This window comes from Peribacillus sp. NPDC097198, from assembly GCF_044762055.1.
Lineage (GTDB): Bacteria > Bacillota > Bacilli > Bacillales > DSM-1321 > Peribacillus.
Genome location: NZ_JBIWDO010000001.1, coordinates 426,357 through 443,219, shown reverse-complemented (window position 1 = coordinate 443,219; position 16,863 = coordinate 426,357). Strand labels below are relative to the sequence as shown.

Annotated in this window: 18 protein-coding genes; all 18 read left to right on the top strand. The window is 42.4% G+C overall.

Annotated features, from left to right (window positions below; genetic code table 11):
• Positions 1 to 251: 251 nt before the first annotated feature.
• The 18 genes from ACIQXQ_RS02110 to ACIQXQ_RS02025 all read left to right on the top strand — a co-directional run bounded on the left by ACIQXQ_RS02110 (position 252) and on the right by ACIQXQ_RS02025 (position 16,578).
• On the top strand, positions 252 to 623 hold the full coding sequence (locus ACIQXQ_RS02110) for a response regulator (protein WP_402870275.1): 372 nt from the start codon (positions 252 to 254) through the stop codon (positions 621 to 623).
• Positions 624 to 861: 238 nt separating this feature from the next.
• The gene (locus ACIQXQ_RS02105) at positions 862 to 1,719 is read left to right on the top strand and encodes a class II fructose-bisphosphate aldolase (protein ID WP_402870278.1); all 858 of its coding nucleotides are present in this window, start codon (positions 862 to 864) and stop codon (positions 1,717 to 1,719) included.
• A 147-nt stretch (positions 1,720 to 1,866) separates the two neighbouring features.
• Entirely contained in the window at positions 1,867 to 2,517 is a 651-nt protein-coding gene (gene fsa, locus ACIQXQ_RS02100) for a fructose-6-phosphate aldolase (RefSeq protein WP_402870279.1), read from the top strand.
• A gap of 217 nt (positions 2,518 to 2,734) precedes the next feature.
• Positions 2,735 to 4,018: a UDP-N-acetylglucosamine 1-carboxyvinyltransferase gene (locus tag ACIQXQ_RS02095; RefSeq protein WP_402954902.1), complete on the top strand. Its 1,284-nt coding sequence runs from the start codon at positions 2,735 to 2,737 to the stop codon at positions 4,016 to 4,018.
• A 97-nt stretch (positions 4,019 to 4,115) separates the two neighbouring features.
• Positions 4,116 to 5,078: a class II fructose-bisphosphatase gene (gene glpX / locus ACIQXQ_RS02090; protein WP_402870284.1), complete on the top strand. Its 963-nt coding sequence runs from the start codon at positions 4,116 to 4,118 to the stop codon at positions 5,076 to 5,078.
• A gap of 314 nt (positions 5,079 to 5,392) precedes the next feature.
• A complete protein-coding gene (gene rho / locus ACIQXQ_RS02085) occupies positions 5,393 to 6,682 on the top strand; it encodes a transcription termination factor Rho (protein WP_402870287.1) in 1,290 nt (429 codons plus the stop codon).
• 148 nt (positions 6,683 to 6,830) lie between these two features.
• Complete coding sequence (rpmE, locus tag ACIQXQ_RS02080; RefSeq protein ID WP_034315847.1) at positions 6,831 to 7,031, top strand: 50S ribosomal protein L31; 201 nt, start codon at positions 6,831 to 6,833, stop codon at positions 7,029 to 7,031.
• Positions 7,032 to 7,168: 137 nt separating this feature from the next.
• Entirely contained in the window at positions 7,169 to 7,774 is a 606-nt protein-coding gene (locus ACIQXQ_RS02075; protein ID WP_402870289.1) for a thymidine kinase, read from the top strand.
• Positions 7,775 to 7,950: 176 nt separating this feature from the next.
• Positions 7,951 to 8,403 carry a hypothetical protein gene (locus ACIQXQ_RS02070; protein ID WP_402954899.1) on the top strand — a complete coding sequence of 151 codons (453 nt, stop codon included), beginning with the start codon at positions 7,951 to 7,953 and terminating at the stop codon, positions 8,401 to 8,403.
• A 160-nt stretch (positions 8,404 to 8,563) separates the two neighbouring features.
• The gene (gene prfA, locus ACIQXQ_RS02065; protein WP_402870294.1) at positions 8,564 to 9,634 is read left to right on the top strand and encodes a peptide chain release factor 1; all 1,071 of its coding nucleotides are present in this window, start codon (positions 8,564 to 8,566) and stop codon (positions 9,632 to 9,634) included.
• Positions 9,627 to 10,496 carry a peptide chain release factor N(5)-glutamine methyltransferase gene (prmC, locus tag ACIQXQ_RS02060; RefSeq protein ID WP_402870297.1) on the top strand — a complete coding sequence of 290 codons (870 nt, stop codon included), beginning with the start codon at positions 9,627 to 9,629 and terminating at the stop codon, positions 10,494 to 10,496. The genes prfA and prmC overlap by 8 nt, the downstream gene beginning before the upstream one ends.
• Positions 10,497 to 10,615: 119 nt before the next feature.
• Positions 10,616 to 11,395, top strand: a complete 780-nt coding sequence (spoIIR, locus tag ACIQXQ_RS02055; RefSeq protein ID WP_402954896.1) for a stage II sporulation protein R — start codon at positions 10,616 to 10,618, stop codon at positions 11,393 to 11,395.
• 292 nt (positions 11,396 to 11,687) lie between these two features.
• Complete coding sequence (locus ACIQXQ_RS02050) at positions 11,688 to 12,731, top strand: L-threonylcarbamoyladenylate synthase (RefSeq protein WP_402954893.1); 1,044 nt, start codon at positions 11,688 to 11,690, stop codon at positions 12,729 to 12,731.
• Between the two features lie 87 nt (positions 12,732 to 12,818).
• Positions 12,819 to 13,385 (top strand): manganese efflux pump MntP, encoded by a 567-nt coding sequence (locus ACIQXQ_RS02045; RefSeq protein WP_402954888.1) that lies wholly within the window; start codon positions 12,819 to 12,821, stop codon positions 13,383 to 13,385.
• Positions 13,386 to 13,599: 214 nt separating this feature from the next.
• Positions 13,600 to 14,043, top strand: coding sequence for a low molecular weight protein arginine phosphatase (locus tag ACIQXQ_RS02040; RefSeq protein ID WP_402870310.1), 444 nt, complete (start codon positions 13,600 to 13,602; stop codon positions 14,041 to 14,043).
• 19 nt (positions 14,044 to 14,062) lie between these two features.
• Positions 14,063 to 15,352, top strand: a complete 1,290-nt coding sequence (locus ACIQXQ_RS02035) for a methyl-accepting chemotaxis protein (RefSeq protein ID WP_402870312.1) — start codon at positions 14,063 to 14,065, stop codon at positions 15,350 to 15,352.
• Between the two features lie 127 nt (positions 15,353 to 15,479).
• Positions 15,480 to 15,926 (top strand): ribose 5-phosphate isomerase B, encoded by a 447-nt coding sequence (gene rpiB / locus ACIQXQ_RS02030; protein WP_402870315.1) that lies wholly within the window; start codon positions 15,480 to 15,482, stop codon positions 15,924 to 15,926.
• 58 nt (positions 15,927 to 15,984) lie between these two features.
• Positions 15,985 to 16,578, top strand: coding sequence for a TIGR01440 family protein (locus ACIQXQ_RS02025; protein ID WP_402954885.1), 594 nt, complete (start codon positions 15,985 to 15,987; stop codon positions 16,576 to 16,578).
• The last annotated feature ends 285 nt before the right edge of the window (positions 16,579 to 16,863 follow it).

The following is a 16,863-nucleotide window of genomic DNA, read 5'->3' as shown; positions in this document are numbered from 1 at the left end:
CCCCTATTATAAAGGACTTTTTGTTTCTTTAACAGATTTCCAGTCATTCGAGTCATTATCTGTCAGAAAGGTCATCCGAAAAATTAAAATCAATTTACTCTTATTGCAGGAATTTTGTTACAATTATTGAATATGAACATAGAGACATAGAACTCCAAAGAAGTTTTGCAGTAAGCCAAATTAATTACCCATAAGGGGGATCTATTATCTGATTCATTTTCACATTACAAATAGAGAACAGAGGTGGCTAAATGTCAGGGAAAATATTAATTGTCGATGACCAGTTTGGGATTCGGATTTTATTGAACGAGGTCTTACATAAAGCAGGGTATGAAACGTTTCAAGCTGCGAATGGCATTCAGGCTTTAGAAGTTCTTAACAATGATTCACCTGATCTTGTATTGTTGGATATGAAGATACCCGGTATGGATGGAATAGAAATCTTGAAGCGGATGAAAGCGGTCGATCCCGATATTCGGGTCATCATCATGACGGCGTATGGAGAACTTGACATGATACAAGAAGCAAAGGACTTAGGGGCGATGACTCATTTTGCAAAGCCTTTTGACATCGATGATATTAGAAATGCTGTCCGTGAATATTTACCCATCCAATCTAGTTAACTAGGTTTATGGATCTTTATCTCAATAAAGAAGCGTCACGGCATCTTCTTTAAGATAGCCGTGTTTTTTTTAGTGTGAAGCTTAAGTGATATGGTCAATTTGTTGCTGTTTTTTTCATGTATTGATATGCTAAACGAGTAGAGATATTCTGGTTATTATGTGTATGATGCTTTAGTTTTCGGGAATATCTAGATAGAAACAACTTTCAACAATACATTCATTATTAGGAGGAAATCAAATGCCTTTAGTTTCCATGAAAGATATGCTGAATAAAGCTCTTGATGAAAAGTATGCAGTAGGTCAATTTAACATTAATAACCTGGAGTGGACGCAAGCTATTCTGGCTGCTTCAGAAGAAGAAAAATCGCCGGTCATTCTTGGTGTTTCTGAAGGGGCTGCCCGTCACATGGGTGGATTCAAAACAACTGTGATGATGGTTCAAGGTTTAATGGAAGATATGAAAATCACCGTACCTGTGGCCATTCATCTTGACCATGGTTCTAGCTTTGATAAGTGTAAAGAAGCTATCGAGGCTGGTTTCACTTCAGTAATGATCGATGCTTCCCATCACCCGATTGAAGAGAACATTGAAACGACTAAGAAGGTTGTGGAATTCGCTCACGCCCGCAATGTGTCCGTTGAGGCTGAAGTAGGAACAGTAGGTGGACAAGAAGATGACGTCATCGCAGATGGTGTCGTTTATGCAGATCCTAAGGAATGTGAACTTCTTGTTAAGGAAACGGATGTAGACTGCTTTGCTCCGGCATTGGGTTCTGTCCATGGTCCATATAAAGGAGAACCGAACCTTGGGTATAAGGAAATGGAAGAGGTTCGTGATCTAACTAAAAAACCGCTTGTTCTTCATGGTGGCACTGGTATTCCGACAAAAGATATCCAAAAAGCCATTTCACTGGGAACATCAAAAATAAATGTGAATACGGAAAACCAAATCGTTTTCACTAAAGCTGTTCGAGAAGTCTTAAATAGTAATGCGGATGTATATGATCCACGCAAATTCTTAGGACCTGGTCGGGAAGCAATCAAACAAACGGTCATTGGTAAAATTCGCGAATTCGGTTCCAATAACAAAGCTTAATTTTTTTAAAAGGTAATTTGTCCATCAGAGATTTTTTTGTTCTCTGATGGCGACATAGGAACAAGGCGGTATTGCCCTTCGTTCATCAAACCATTAAAATGCAGTGTACAAGCACGTAAAATTCATTTACATATGGAGGAACTTTTCATGAAATTCTTTATTGATACAGCTAATATGGAAGAAATTAAACAAGCTTACGAACTTGGTGTCTTAGGAGGGGTTACGACCAACCCATCGCTTGTAGCAAGAGAAAAAGGCGTTTCTTTTCATGACCGTCTAAAAGAGATTACAAGCCTTGTAAAGGAATCTGTCTCTGCGGAAGTTATCTCCCTTGATTTTGAAGGAATGATGGCAGAGGCAAAAGAACTAGTTGCCATTGCACCAAATATCACAATCAAAGTACCAATGACACCGGATGGCTTGAAGGCTGTTGCAGCTTTAACAAAACAAGGAGTTAAAACGAATGTTACCCTTATTTTCAGTGCCAACCAAGCGTTACTTGCTGCTAGGGCAGGAGCGACATATGTGTCTCCATTCTTAGGACGTTTAGATGATATCGGTCAAAATGGATTGGACTTAATCTCCGATATCGCAGACATCTTTACAATCCATGGCATCCAATCAGAAATCATCGCGGCTTCAATTCGCCATCCGATGCATATCACACAAGCTGCGTTAAACGGAGCTCATATCGCAACAATTCCTTATAAAGTGTTAATGCAATTATTCCACCATCCTTTAACGGATAAAGGGATCGAAGCATTCTTGAAAGACTGGAACTCTCGTACAGAAGCATAATGAATCCTACCGCTAAGTTGCAAAAGAATGCTGAGTATTGGATGAAAAAGAAAAAAATTAGAAATTTTTCTCATTTTTCTACATGACTTTTCTATTTTTGTGTAAACTAAGAAACTAGATAGTGAATGATGTCGGATTACGCAATTTTCTTGTGGTAAAATATTACTTTTATTTAAAATACAGCTTCTTGAGTGCTTAGCGTGGAAGGGAGTTCATTATGGAAAAACTTAAAATTGCCGGTGGTTATCCTCTTAAGGGGACCATTCGGGTCAGTGGTGCGAAAAACAGTGCTGTCGCTTTAATTCCTGCAACGATTTTGGCAGATTCCCCAGTCACGATAGAAGGCCTGCCGGATATCTCTGATGTACAGATGCTAAAAGAATTAATGGAGGAAATTGGCGGTACTGTTGTTTTTAACGATGGTGAAATGACTGTCGATCCCAGCAAAATGATTTCTATGCCTCTACCTAACGGAAAGGTGAAAAAATTGCGTGCCTCTTATTATTTGATGGGTGCGATGCTAGGGAAATTTAAAAAAGCTGTAATTGGACTGCCTGGAGGATGTCATTTAGGGCCTCGTCCAATCGATCAGCATATTAAAGGGTTCGAAGCACTAGGAGCACAAGTGACGAATGAACAAGGCGCCATTTATTTAAGGGCGGACGAGCTACGTGGTGCCCGTATCTATTTGGATGTAGTCAGTGTCGGGGCAACGATCAATATCATGTTGGCTGCTGTCTTGGCTAAAGGGCGGACCGTAATTGAAAATGCCGCAAAAGAGCCAGAAATTATTGATGTGGCTACCTTGTTGACCAATATGGGAGCGAAAATCAAGGGAGCCGGAACGGATATCATTCGGATTGATGGTGTGGATAGCCTTCATGGGTGCAAACATACGATTATCCCCGATCGGATAGAAGCGGGAACTTTCATGATTCTAGCTGCTGCTGTTGGTGAGGGCATATTGATCGATAATGTCATTCCCCAACATTTAGAGTCACTCACGTCCAAAATGAGGGAAATGGGCGTCGGAATTGAAGCTGGGGACGATCAAGTATTTGTGGCTCCTGGTCAGGCCCTGAAGTCTGTTGATATAAAGACCTTGGTTTATCCGGGGTTCCCGACTGACCTACAGCAGCCTTTTACGTCGTTATTAACAAAAGCAAGCGGTTCAAGCATGGTGACTGACACGATTTACGGAGCACGCTTTAAGCATATAGACGAATTACGCCGCATGAATGCAAAGATTAAAGCGGAAGGCAGGACGGGTATCATTAGCGGCCCGGTCCAACTTCATGGGGCAAAGGTCAAAGCGAGCGATTTGCGTGCAGGAGCAGCTTTGGTAATTGCAGGTTTAATGGCAGAAGGAATAACGGAAGTGACGGGTCTTGAACATATAGACCGTGGATATAGTCATCTTGTAGAGAAACTTTCTGGCTTAGGTGCAACGATCTGGCGTGAAAAAATGACAGAAGAAGAAGTGGAGCAGCTGAAAAGCTGATCCCTTTCTTATTGCCTTATTGTGTTACGTTATATGCTTTAATGTGCTATACTATTATATAAATAAAACATGTTTGCACATTGAGGGGGAACGAAAAATGGAAAGAAGTTTGTCGATGGAGCTTGTCCGTGTAACGGAAGCGGCTGCTCTTGCATCTGCGCGTTGGATGGGTAGAGGAAAGAAAGAAGAAGCAGATGATGCGGCAACAACGGCGATGAGGGATGTTTTTAATAGCATACCCATGCAAGGTACGGTCGTTATCGGTGAAGGGGAAATGGACGAAGCACCCATGCTTTATATCGGTGAGAAACTTGGTACAGGCCTTGGACCACTAGTGGATGTTGCAGTCGATCCTTTAGAAGGAACGAATATCGTTGCATCAGGCGGATGGAATGCACTAGCAGTTTTGGCTGTTGCCGATCAAGGGAACTTGCTGCATGCTCCTGATATGTATATGGATAAAATTGCCGTCGGTCCTGAAGCGGTAGGCCTGATCGATATCAATGCATCCGTATTAGATAACCTTAAGGCAGTTGCCAAAGCGAAAAATAAGGATATTCAAGACGTGGTAGCTACGGTCTTGAACCGTAAACGCCATTCTAAAATCATCGAAGAACTTCGCGATGCGGGTGCCCGTATCAAGTTGATCAACGATGGAGATGTAGCCGGTGCCATTAATACGGCTTTCGATCATACAGGTGTTGATATTCTATTCGGATCTGGTGGAGCTCCTGAGGGAGTCATTTCAGCTGTAGCATTAAAATGTCTTGGAGGAGAAATCCAAGGTAAGCTTCTTCCTCAAAATGAAGAAGAAGTGAAACGCTGTGGGAAAATGGGACTTGATCTTGGTAAAGTCTTGAGAATGGAAGACCTTGTCCGTGGTGATGACGCGATTTTTGCTGCGACTGGCGTTACGGATGGTGAACTTCTTCGTGGCGTACAATTTAAGGCTCATCATGGCGAGACACAATCCGTGGTCATGCGTGCCAAATCAGGAACGGTCCGTTTCATCGATGGACGCCATATTCTGAAAATGAAGCCAAACGGCTTGATTAGATAAGACCATTTACTCTTGAATAGTTATGAGGGAAAGCGCGCGTGTTTCATGCACGCTTTCTCTTTTAAAAAATTAAGTTGAATAATTTAATTAAAAAAAGTAAAATAAAGCTTGTTCTACTAATTGATTTAATTCTGCCCTTTCACTCCAAACTTCAAGAAGCCTTCAAATAATTTTCTTCTTTACATGTAAAATGTATCATCCTTTCTACGAAAACTCTGGTCAGGTACATGGATTGTGGATTCTCTTCCATTTAACAAACCAATCCTTTTTCAGTATGGGTGAAAACGTTTAATTAATAAAAGTGTGGTGTCATGATGAATTTAACGATTTCCAATTTAGAAAACATGAAATTAAAAGATCTCTATGAGCATGCACGGGAATATAAAGTTTCTTATTACAGCAAGCTGTCGAAAAAAGAACTTATATTTGCGATCCTGAAAGCTCAAGCCGAACAAGATGGCCTTCTATTCATGGAAGGTGTTTTAGAGATTATCCCTTCAGAGGGATTTGGTTTCCTGCGTCCGATTAATTACTCTCCAAGCTCGGAGGATATCTATATTTCAGCTTCCCAAATCCGCAGGTTTGATTTGCGTAATGGTGATAAGGTATCCGGAAAGGTTAGGCCGCCGAAAGAAAACGAACGCTATTATGGATTATTACATGTAGAAGCCGTTAATGGCGACAATCCTGAGTCTGCTAAGGAACGTGTCCATTTCCCTGGGTTGACTCCGTTGTATCCAAATAGACAGATTACATTAGAAACAACGACGAAGAATTTATCAACAAGAATTATGGATGTCCTTGCTCCTGTCGGGTTTGGCCAACGTGGGTTAATCGTGGCTCCCCCTAAGGCGGGTAAAACGATGTTGATTAAAGAAATGGCCAATGCCATTACAACGAATCATCCCGAGGCGGAATTAATTGTCTTACTCATTGACGAACGCCCCGAAGAAGTAACGGATATTGAACGTTCAGTGGCTGGTGACGTCGTTAGTTCGACATTCGATGAAGTGCCGGAGAACCATATCAAAGTGGCTGAACTGGTATTGGAACGGGCAATGCGCCTAGTTGAGCATAAACGCGATGTCATCATTCTAATGGATAGTATTACTCGTTTGGCACGTGCTTATAACCTAGTGATTCCCCCAAGCGGTAGAACGTTATCGGGTGGGATTGATCCAGCTGCATTCCATCGGCCGAAACGCTTCTTTGGAGCAGCCAGGAACATCGAAGAAGGCGGTAGCTTAACGATTCTTGCTACAGCTTTGGTAGATACTGGATCACGTATGGATGATGTTATTTATGAAGAATTTAAAGGTACGGGAAATATGGAGCTTCACTTAGACCGCTCCCTTGCTGAAAGACGCATTTTCCCTGCGATTGACATTCGCCGTTCAGGTACCCGTAAAGAAGAATTATTAATTCCGAAAGACCGTTTGGATAAGCTTTGGGCCATTCGTAAAACGATGTCCGATTCCCCAGATTTTGCAGAGAAATTCCTTCGCCGTCTAAAACAGACAAAAAGCAATGAGGAATTTTTCAGTAAGTTGGACGAAGAGATGCTTGAAATGAAAAAAGGATCATCGAGTTTAAAGCGCTCTTAAACAGGTTGAAAACAAAATGTTGCACAACGAGTTTTAAATTGCTATAATGAGGTCATGTGTTTTTACAATAAATGTGAGGATGCATTTTCCTCATCTTGAAGTATATAACTCTGTTTCGAATGATTCAGGGCAGAAGGAGCTGAAAAGAATGAAAACTGGAATTCATCCAAATTATAAACTATCAAAAGTAATTTGCTCTTGCGGGAATACTTTTGAAACTGGTTCAGTTAAAGAAGAAATCAAAGTTGAGACTTGTTCAGAATGCCATCCATTCTACACTGGTCGTCAAAAATTCGCTGAAGCTGGCGGACGTGTTGATCGCTTCAACAAAAAATACGGTATTAAATAAGCCGGACTTTCAAAAAACAGGCAAGTATTCTTCTTGCCTGTTTTTTTCTTTTCTGAAAATTAATGAGATTTTATATAAAACCGGGTCCAAAAAAATTATGGCCAAGGGATCGACAGGTGGAAGGAGTAGCTGTTTCCATGTATGTAATGAAACAAACAGGCTGGATCGAGGTTATTTGCGGAAGCATGTTTTCAGGTAAATCTGAGGAATTGATAAAACGGGTCAGCCGTGCTCAATTTGCAAAAGAGAGTATAGCGGTTTTTAAACCAGCTATAGATAACCGCTATGCGGAAGAGGCTGTCGTATCACACAACGGTTCCTCCGTGATGGCAAAGCCGATTGCCCATTCAACAGATATATTTAAGTATCTGGATCAGCCCTTGGATATTATTGCGATAGATGAAGTTCAATTCTTTGATCCTGAAATTATCGGGGTTGCCCAGCATCTTGCGGACAGCGGTTATCGAGTGATTATGGCTGGACTGGACCAAGATTTCAGAGGTGAACCATTCGGCCCCATGCCTACTTTATTATCACTTGCTGAATCCGTTACGAAGCTGCAAGCTGTATGTGAAGTATGTGGGTCACCTGCGAGTAGGACTCAGCGTTTGATTGATGGTTCGCCTGCTTCCTATGATGAACCCATCATTCTTGTTGGTGCATCGGAGTCATATGAGCCCCGTTGCCGTCATCATCACGAAGTTCCAGGTAAACAAGCGGTGGAAGTAAAAGAACAAATATGAATGTAAAACGATGTCCTAGGATTCCGATCCTAGGGCATTTTTTATTAGGTAAAGGGAACATATAGAAGAAAGGTCATCCCAATACATGGAAGAGAATTAAAGAAACTTTTACCTTCATTTTGGGAATGCTGAAGAGGAAGCACTCTAATAAGACATAACCTAATGGAGGTAAAAACATGAAAATCACTTTGCCTTTTTTGGCGGCTGTTTTTCTTAGTATATTGACAGCTTGCGGTCAAAATGACAATGCAATTGATAATGATTCAGAATACGGAGATCAAACTAGAAATGGTCAAGAATTTGTTGGTAATCATATGAAAAATGTCACTCCTGATTGGGACAATGAAACGGAACGCCCGTCTGATCAGCTGCTGAATACACCTCATCATACAAGTAATAATTCACCCTCAATGGGACAAGAAGTAGATAAAATCCGGGCGGTCATTAAATCGGAAACCGATTATGATACTGGGATGGTGTGGCATAATGGCAATACGATTCATGTGACCGTCCTTGCCAAAGGCAAAATAAAGACGGATCAGGAAAGAGAAAAGGAAAAGAGACGGATCGAGGATCTTATCTTACGGGCCGTTCCCCAATATAATATAGATGTGAAAGTAAAGAAATAACCACATATTTGAATCAGCTTTGACGTTGATTATTCACCTATACTATAATTAACCTTAGAAGTGAACTCGAATGGGGCACTGAATTAATTATATGTAGAAATAAAAAGATCCTTTCAACATCATGCCAAGTAGGTGTTGGATAACTTAAGAGGTGAATAACTTGTTTGATCGACTGCAAGCAGTAGAAGATAGATATGAGAGATTGAATGAACTATTGAGTGACCCTGAAATCATCAATGATACGAATAAGCTAAGGGAATATTCGAAGGAACAAGCTAGTATTCAGGAAACGGCTTCCACTTATAAGGAATACAAAGAGGTCCGGGATCAACACAAGGAAGCTAAAGCAATGCTTGAGGATAAATTGGATGCGGATATGCGCGATATGGTTAAGGAAGAAATCAGTGAACTCGAATCCACGATACAACGACTCGAGGAAAAGCTGAAGATCTTGCTGATTCCGAAAGATCCTAATGATGACAAAAACGTTATCATGGAAATACGTGGAGCGGCAGGCGGAGATGAAGCGGCTCTATTTGCAGGAAGTCTTTACCGCATGTACAGCCGTTTTGCTGAGGTGCAAGGTTGGAAGACTGAGGTCATTGAAGCGAGTCCTACCGGGCTTGGCGGTTATAAGGAAATCATTTTCATGATCAATGGGAATGGTGCTTATTCCAAGTTGAAGTTTGAAAATGGAGCCCATCGTGTTCAACGTGTCCCTGAAACGGAGTCGGGTGGACGAATTCATACATCAACGGCAACGGTCGCCGTTTTACCAGAAGCGGAAGAAGTGGAAATACAAATCCATGATAAGGATGTACGTGTAGATACTTTTGCATCCAGCGGACCTGGAGGGCAAAGTGTTAACACGACCATGTCTGCCGTACGTTTAACACATATACCAACGAATACGGTAGTGTCTTGTCAGGACGAAAAATCACAAATCAAAAATAAAGACAAAGCGATGAAAGTATTACGGGCTCGGGTATATGACAAAATCAATCGCGAAGTACAGGCAGAATATGACCAGAACCGGAAGCTTGCAGTTGGTACAGGGGACCGTTCAGAACGAATCCGCACGTATAATTTCCCGCAAAACCGTGTTACCGACCATCGGATTGGCTTAACGATTCAAAAGCTGGATCAAATCATGGAAGGAAAGCTGGATGATGTCGTGGATGCCTTGATCATGGAAGATCAATCATCAAGGCTGGAAAATGCAGATGAATAATCCGGTTGTGAAAGTATATGAAGCCCTGAAGTGGGCTTCTTCTTTTTTAATGGAGAATGGTCGCGATGCCAATGCGGGAGAGATTTTGCTGCAACATTATTTAAAACAGACGAGATCGCAACTTTTGGCCAATCTGCACACAGAACTCAGTCCAGAACAGCTTGAACAATTCAAGTCGGGAGTGGCGCAACACGTAAAAGGAGAACCGGTCCAGTATATAATCGGAAGCGAGGAGTTTTATGGCCGTACCTTCCTTGTGAATGAAGAAGTATTGATTCCCAGACCGGAAACGGAAGAATTGATATACTATACGCTTCGAAAACTTCCCGGCATTTTTAAAGGGGCCCAGAAGCTGAATATGGCAGATATCGGGACGGGTAGTGGAGCAATTGCCATAACGATGAAACTGGAGGAACCAAGACTGCACGTGACGGCCACGGATATCGCAGCACCTTCACTTGAGGTGGCGCGAAGGAATGCTGGATTACTGGATGCGGATGTGCAATTTATCCAAGGTGATTTACTTCAGCCCTTCATCCAGCAAAATAAGAAGGTGGACATCCTTTTATCGAATCCTCCATATATCCCGGATGAAGATGAAAAGACGATGTCTACGGTCGTAACGGATCATGAGCCCCATCGTGCTTTATTTGCAGGTGTCGATGGACTCGATTTTTACCGCCGGTTTATGGAACAATTGCCGCAAGTCATGCAAGTGCCTGGTTTCATCGGTTTTGAAGTGGGGGCAGGACAAGGGAAAGCTGTGGCTGGATTACTGAAAGAAACGTTTGTGCACGCGGATGTTTCCGTTGAACATGATATTAATGGGAAAGATCGGATGGTCTTTGCTATATTGAGTTGATTCGTCTCCGTTGGGGACGGATTTTTTCCTTTTGGAAAATCGTGAACCTTAAATCATATTTACTAGTTTAAGATAGCCGGGTATTGGCGAGACTAGTTTGTATGAGGGGGGCGAGAGTAATGAAAACTAAACATTTAGCCATTATTTATCTATTAATCTTAACAATAGGAACGATTATAAGTATATACATGCCGAAAGCGGAAGCGGTCGGAACCGAGGCGACCATGGTCATACCGGATGAGGCGATTCGTCTTAGGATTTTGGCTAACAGCGATAAGGAAGCGGACCAATCCGTTAAACGCCTGATCCGTGACGAAGTGAATGCCGATATTACCGAGTGGGTAAAAGATCTTACCTCATTAGATGAAGCGAGAAAAGTAATTCAATCCCATTTGGGTGATATTGAGGCCACGGCCAGGGAAGTGGTAAAGGAGAATGGTTTGGAGCAGTCCGTTTCCGTGGATTTTGGACAAGCGGAGTTTCCCACAAAGCTTTATGGCCAGTATTTATACCCTGCAGGTGAGTACGAAGCGGTGATCATTACGCTTGGTGAAGGGGAAGGGGCTAACTGGTGGTGTGTGTTGTTTCCTCCATTATGCTTCCTTGATTTTTCAAACGGTACGGCAGTAAGCCAAAGTCCTATTGTAGAGGATGAAGAAAAGGAAACGGTGACGGTGGAAAAGGCAAAAGTGTCCGCGGCTGTAAAGGACACGAAAGCAAAAACGAAGGATAAGATAGTAGAAGGGGCGAAGGAGGAGGGGAGAGAAGAGGATGAAGAAGTAGAGAATGCCGAATATACGGCCTCTGCCGATAAGGGACAACAAGTGTACGACGGAGAAGATGAATCCGAAGTTGAAGTGAAGTCACTTTTTGCGGAAATTTTCCATGAGATTTTTTGAAATGGGGGCAACTGTCCCCAATTTTCAGGTTTAGAAAGGGAAAACCGTACATATCCACAGGCATATTAACAAAATATCGAAAAAGTCAGTCTTTAATGGCCAATATCCACAATATTATCCACAGTTTACTTGTAGTTACCCACAATTTGTGGATAACACTTGAATATTGTGTATACTTCTTTTATACTTTCAAAGTATCTTTTAAGCAAAAACCATCTAAAACGGCTGAAAAACCGTTCATATATAAGCAATTATCAAAAATAAGATAAGTAAAAAAGTGAAGGTGTTAATAATGGAAACGAAAGTCTGGTTAGTGGATAAAGATGTGGATAATTTACAAAGTTATCCCCAGATCATACAATCGGCCGAATTATTAGAGGCCAATCAGGTGGTAGCCTTTCCTACTGAAACCGTTTACGGCTTGGGAGCTAATGCAAAAAGTGATGAAGCGGTAAAAAAGGTGTTCGAAGCAAAGGGGCGACCAAGTGACAATCCATTGATTGTCCACATCGCTTCTGAGAAGCAATTAAACGAGATAGTTGAAGAGGTCCCAGAACAAGCAAGGAAACTGATGGATGAGTTTTGGCCGGGGCCATTGACTCTCATTATGAAACGAAAACCTGGAAAGTTGTCGGACATAGTGACAGCTGGCTTGGAGTCCGTTGCAATCAGGATGCCGAATCATCCGATTGCCTTGGCCCTTATTAAGGAGAGTGGCTTGCCGATAGCGGCACCGAGTGCAAATACTTCGGGGAAACCGAGCCCGACTACCGCTAAGCATGTCGAAGATGATTTGGTAGGTCGAATTGCAGGTATCGTCGACGGCGGGGCAACAGGGGTAGGCGTTGAGTCCACGGTGCTTGATTGTACCGTAGAAACCCCGGTTATATTAAGACCCGGTGGGATTACACTCGAACAAATCGAAGCGGTCATCGGTACGGTAAGGCATGATGTCGCTTTGAAAAGTAAAGATGCGGCCCCAAAAGCACCGGGAATGAAATATACACATTATGCACCGAAAGCGCCACTTTTTTTAGTGAAGGGCAATCAAGCTTTTCTTCAAAGACTTGTGGATGAAAAAAGAAAAGATGGGCTGAAAGTTGGCGTCATATGTTCTACTGAGCATCAACCTGAATATAAAGCGGATTATGTCATAGCGCCTGGATCATTGGCAGACTTGCATACGGTTGCAGCCGGGTTGTACGATACGTTAAGACAATTTGATGCCCTTGATACGGATATCATCTTTAGCGAAATGTTTCCGGAGTCCGGGATTGGCGTTGCCATCATGAACAGGCTCGTTAAAGCTGCCGGTCACCAAACTATCGAGGGATAGATAATCAAAGCTAAAACACAGGATTTTTCCTTCTATTTCTTTTCGGACATGCATAACATGTAGTAGGCACGTCCGAGGGGGGTTGGAATGAATACGGTTTCTGGGGAAATCATCACCTTATTGATCATGGCTTTTGCGTTAGGCATGGACGCCTTTTCTGTGGGATTGGGAATGGGCATGTTCAAGCTAAGGCTGAGGCAGATTTTCTTCATCGGGCTGACAGTCGGTTTTTTTCATGTATGGATGCCGTTGCTTGGAATGGGGGCGGGGCGTTTTATCTCTGATAAATTCGGAACTTTTGCTACATATGCGGGCGGCCTCTTGTTGATTTTTCTTGGCATCCAGATGTTCCTACCCGGGAAGGTGAATGAATCAGGGAGCAGAGATCAAAAACTACTTGCCCCGGTGGGAAAAGGGTTGCTCATATTTGCGCTTGGGGTGAGCCTGGATAGTTTTTCAGTGGGTTTGACTCTCGGAATCTATGGGGCGAAAACGCTCGTGACCATTTTATGCTTTGGCCTTGCCGCCACTCTTTTAACGTGGGCGGGACTTCTGCTTGGGAGAAAGATGCAGGGACTCATGGGAGTATACAGTGAGATCCTTGGTGGAAGTATTCTATGTGCATTCGGCTTAAAGCTATTATTCTCTTTTTAGACATATTCATATCCTATCTTTTCATCATCAAACTGTTCCGAATGCCGGAGCGGTTTTTATTTTTATCAGGACTAGGTAAAAAGGTTTATAAAATCGCCTTATTTTATTCAAATTATCGATGTTTTTTATGTTATTTTAATTAAGAGTAGGCTTTTAGACTGACTATTCAAATTGGATCTATGCCTTATAATGAATAAAAAAGGAGGCGTTACATATGATCCGAGTATTGTTTGTATGCACCGGTAACACGTGCAGGAGCCCCATGGCAGAAGCAATTTTAAAAAGTAAGAACATATCGGGCATCGAAGTGAGGTCCGCAGGCGTATATGCTACACCTGGTCAGGACGCATCAGAATATGCCAAAAGAGTATTGGACGAAAATGATATGTGGAATCACCATCGCTCCACACTATTATCCCAGCAGGATTTAGACTGGGCCACACATATTTTTACGATGACGGAAGGACATAAATCGGTCATTCTGAATACATTCCCAACCATAGATCACAAAACTTTCACTTTAAAAGAATTCATTCAGGACGATAAATATGATAAAGACATACTAGATCCGTTTGGCGGTTCGGAAAACCTGTATCGGGAAACGTTCAAGGAGCTTCATGGTTTAATTGTAGAATTGGTTAAAAGGCTCAAAGAGTAAGTCTACAGGGGGAAAGAGAATGGCAGAAAGAGCACATTATAAGTTTGGTTTACGAAAGAAATTGGTTGTCTTCATTACAGTCCTTGCTTTAATCACGTATTCAACCTCGGCATTTTTCATTTTCGTTGTACACCCAATGTTTTTTGAAAATATCAGTTCGATAAGTTTTAGCATTGCTACGTTGTTACTAGGCATAATGTGGTCGGGCCTTCTCGCCTTTTTTGCAGCCGGTGTCATTACTAAACCACTACAAAGGTTAGAAAAAGTTGCTCTAAGTGCAGCACAAGGAAGCATTAACGAAGAAGTGGTCCTATCGAAGGCGGATGATGAGATACGTTCACTCGGCATGGCTTTTAACTTGATGCTGTTTAACCTCCGGGAAATGGTACAGAGCATTGAAGAGAACTTTCAAGAGACCAATAATAAAGTCATTCATATCTCCCAAGAGTCTTCGAGAGCTTCGGACCAGGCTGAGAACATCGCAAGGACCATTGAAGAAATATCCAAAGGTGCCGACAACTCGGCAGTCTCCATCATGAATACGGCTGAATCCATCGATGATGTCATCATGATTGCGCAGCAGGTTCAAAGCAAGGCGAAGGCATCGGTTGGACTGTCAAGTGAAATGGCGGAAGAACTGTTTCAGAGTAAGGAAGTCGTCAATTCTTTGGTTTCCGGTATTAAACAATTGGCTCAAGAAAACCAAGAGTCACTCAAAACGGTGAAGCGCTTGGAGGAAAATGCGAAAAAGGTAGAACAAATCATTGAACTCGTCGGTGATATCGCAGCTCAGACCAACCTTTTGGCCTTGAATGCCTCGATTGAAGCAGCCCGAGCCGGAGAACACGGTAAAGGATTTGCCGTTGTAGCGGAGGAAGTCCGTCTCTTGGCGGATGAGAGCGCGAAAGCTGTTCAGGGCATTTCAAGTCTTATCCAAAACATTCAAGTTGAAGTTCAGGCGGTCGTCAAACAAATCAGTGAGCAGGTGGTATCGGCGAATAAAGAAGCGCAAAAAGGGACCGATACAGACATAGCGATCGAAGGCATGACAAAAACGGTACATAACGTTGTCGTAGCGGTCAAGGATATTACCGAGCTTGTTGATCGTCAGATGGAAAGTGTGGAGGAAACATCCAGGCAGTCACAGGAAGTCGCTGCCATTGCTGAAGAGACATCCGCTGGTGCAGAAGAAGTCACGGCTGCAACCCATGAACAGGCTTCCGTTATGGAAAATGTAGATAAGTTGGCCATGGAACTTAAGGATCAAGCCGACAAACTTAAGCAGACCATCACCCGTTTTCATACGTAAACCGCTTCCTTGCAGGAAATCAGTCGCTGATTTCCTGCTTTTGTATAGAGGGGACCTGCTTCCCTTTATCTTTTCATAACTTTGTGACACAATAAAAATAAATGAGAACATCTAGGAGGACTTTATTATGAAAGTTGCAATTGCTTCAGACCATGGAGGAATTCAAATCCGTGAAGAAATAAAGAACTTGATGAATGAGTTGAATATTCCATATGAGGATTTCGGCTGTGAATGCAGTACATCCGTGGATTATCCCGACTTTGCCCTGCCGGTTGCTGAAAAAGTGGCGAAAGGCGAATTTGATCGAGGCATCCTAATCTGTGGTACAGGCATCGGAATGAGCATTGCTGCCAATAAAGTCAAAGGGATACGTTGTGCGCTGGTTCATGATGTGTATAGTGCAAAATTAACCCGTCAGCATAATGACAGCAATGTGTTGGCGATGGGGGAACGTGTCATTGGGCCTGGTCTTGCAAGGGAGATAGCCCAAACATGGTTGACTTATGAATTTGAGGGCGGTCGTCACCAAAATCGGATTGGCAAGATTGCAGAGTATGAGGACAAAAGTAACTAAGTCATTCATCATCCGTAATGCTAATGCGAGGTATCCACAATGAAAGGATGCGTTTTTCATGACAAGTGATGCTTTATTATCAGAAGAGCTTGAGATATGGAAAAACCAGTTTCAAAAACTGTTCCAGGAGTTCCAGGAAACCGCCGCTTTAGGGAAGCGCCAGCTACTTGTAATTGGTTGCTCTACAAGTGAAGTGGCTGGGAAACGGATTGGTACCGAAGGATCGGTTGATGTGGCGGGCATGCTTTTTTCTGTAGTGAAGGAATTTCAAGAAGAAACCGGAGTGCAGGTTGCCTATCAGTGTTGTGAACACTTGAATAGGGCGCTCGTCCTCCCAAGGGAGTCGGCGGATTCACGAGGCTATGAAGAAGTTGCGGTTGTACCCGTACGCACAGCTGGAGGGTCAATGGCCACCCACGCTTATCAGCAATGGGATGATGCTGTAGTTGTCGAGCACATCAAGGCGGATGCAGGGATTGATATTGGCGATACGTTTATCGGCATGCATTTGAAACATGTAGCTGTTCCAGTTAGAACATCCATTAAGGAAATAGGCCATGCCCATGTGACAATGGCTAGAACCCGTCCTAAACTAATTGGTGGGGAACGGGCCGTTTATCAAGCTGCTTCTGTAAATAAGAGTTGTACATGATAATTAAAAAGGCGAACAGCATTCCTTTAATGAGGGGATGCTGTTTTCAAATAACAGAGGAACAATCTTAAATAATCGCAAATTGATTGTATGGAAAATGTTTTTTGCTGATTAAATCTAAGGATACTAAGGGTTTTTTCGGGAAAACTCTATAAAATACGAACAATATTTTAATATTATAGAAGGAATATTCGATAAAAATAAACTACCACTTCTAAAATAGACATGTTAAAATAGAGTAGAATTTTCAAACAATTATAGCTGAGGCTTTTTCATGTCCTTTTG

Bases quoted from the DNA above. Each gene is read 5' to 3' on its own strand.
- ACIQXQ_RS02110 (WP_402870275.1), top strand. From the start codon at position 252: ATGTCAGGGAAAATATTAATTGTCGATGACCAGTTTGGGATTCGGATT.
- ACIQXQ_RS02105 (WP_402870278.1), top strand. From the start codon at position 862: ATGCCTTTAGTTTCCATGAAAGATATGCTGAATAAAGCTCTTGATGAA.
- fsa (WP_402870279.1), top strand. From the start codon at position 1,867: ATGAAATTCTTTATTGATACAGCTAATATGGAAGAAATTAAACAAGCT.
- ACIQXQ_RS02095 (WP_402954902.1), top strand. From the start codon at position 2,735: ATGGAAAAACTTAAAATTGCCGGTGGTTATCCTCTTAAGGGGACCATT.
- glpX (WP_402870284.1), top strand. From the start codon at position 4,116: ATGGAAAGAAGTTTGTCGATGGAGCTTGTCCGTGTAACGGAAGCGGCT.
- rho (WP_402870287.1), top strand. From the start codon at position 5,393: ATGAATTTAACGATTTCCAATTTAGAAAACATGAAATTAAAAGATCTC.
- rpmE (WP_034315847.1), top strand. From the start codon at position 6,831: ATGAAAACTGGAATTCATCCAAATTATAAACTATCAAAAGTAATTTGC.
- ACIQXQ_RS02075 (WP_402870289.1), top strand. From the start codon at position 7,169: ATGTATGTAATGAAACAAACAGGCTGGATCGAGGTTATTTGCGGAAGC.
- ACIQXQ_RS02070 (WP_402954899.1), top strand. From the start codon at position 7,951: ATGAAAATCACTTTGCCTTTTTTGGCGGCTGTTTTTCTTAGTATATTG.
- prmC (WP_402870297.1), top strand. From the start codon at position 9,627: ATGAATAATCCGGTTGTGAAAGTATATGAAGCCCTGAAGTGGGCTTCT.
- spoIIR (WP_402954896.1), top strand. From the start codon at position 10,616: ATGAAAACTAAACATTTAGCCATTATTTATCTATTAATCTTAACAATA.
- ACIQXQ_RS02050 (WP_402954893.1), top strand. From the start codon at position 11,688: ATGGAAACGAAAGTCTGGTTAGTGGATAAAGATGTGGATAATTTACAA.
- ACIQXQ_RS02045 (WP_402954888.1), top strand. From the start codon at position 12,819: ATGAATACGGTTTCTGGGGAAATCATCACCTTATTGATCATGGCTTTT.
- ACIQXQ_RS02040 (WP_402870310.1), top strand. From the start codon at position 13,600: ATGATCCGAGTATTGTTTGTATGCACCGGTAACACGTGCAGGAGCCCC.
- ACIQXQ_RS02035 (WP_402870312.1), top strand. From the start codon at position 14,063: ATGGCAGAAAGAGCACATTATAAGTTTGGTTTACGAAAGAAATTGGTT.
- rpiB (WP_402870315.1), top strand. From the start codon at position 15,480: ATGAAAGTTGCAATTGCTTCAGACCATGGAGGAATTCAAATCCGTGAA.
- ACIQXQ_RS02025 (WP_402954885.1), top strand. From the start codon at position 15,985: ATGACAAGTGATGCTTTATTATCAGAAGAGCTTGAGATATGGAAAAAC.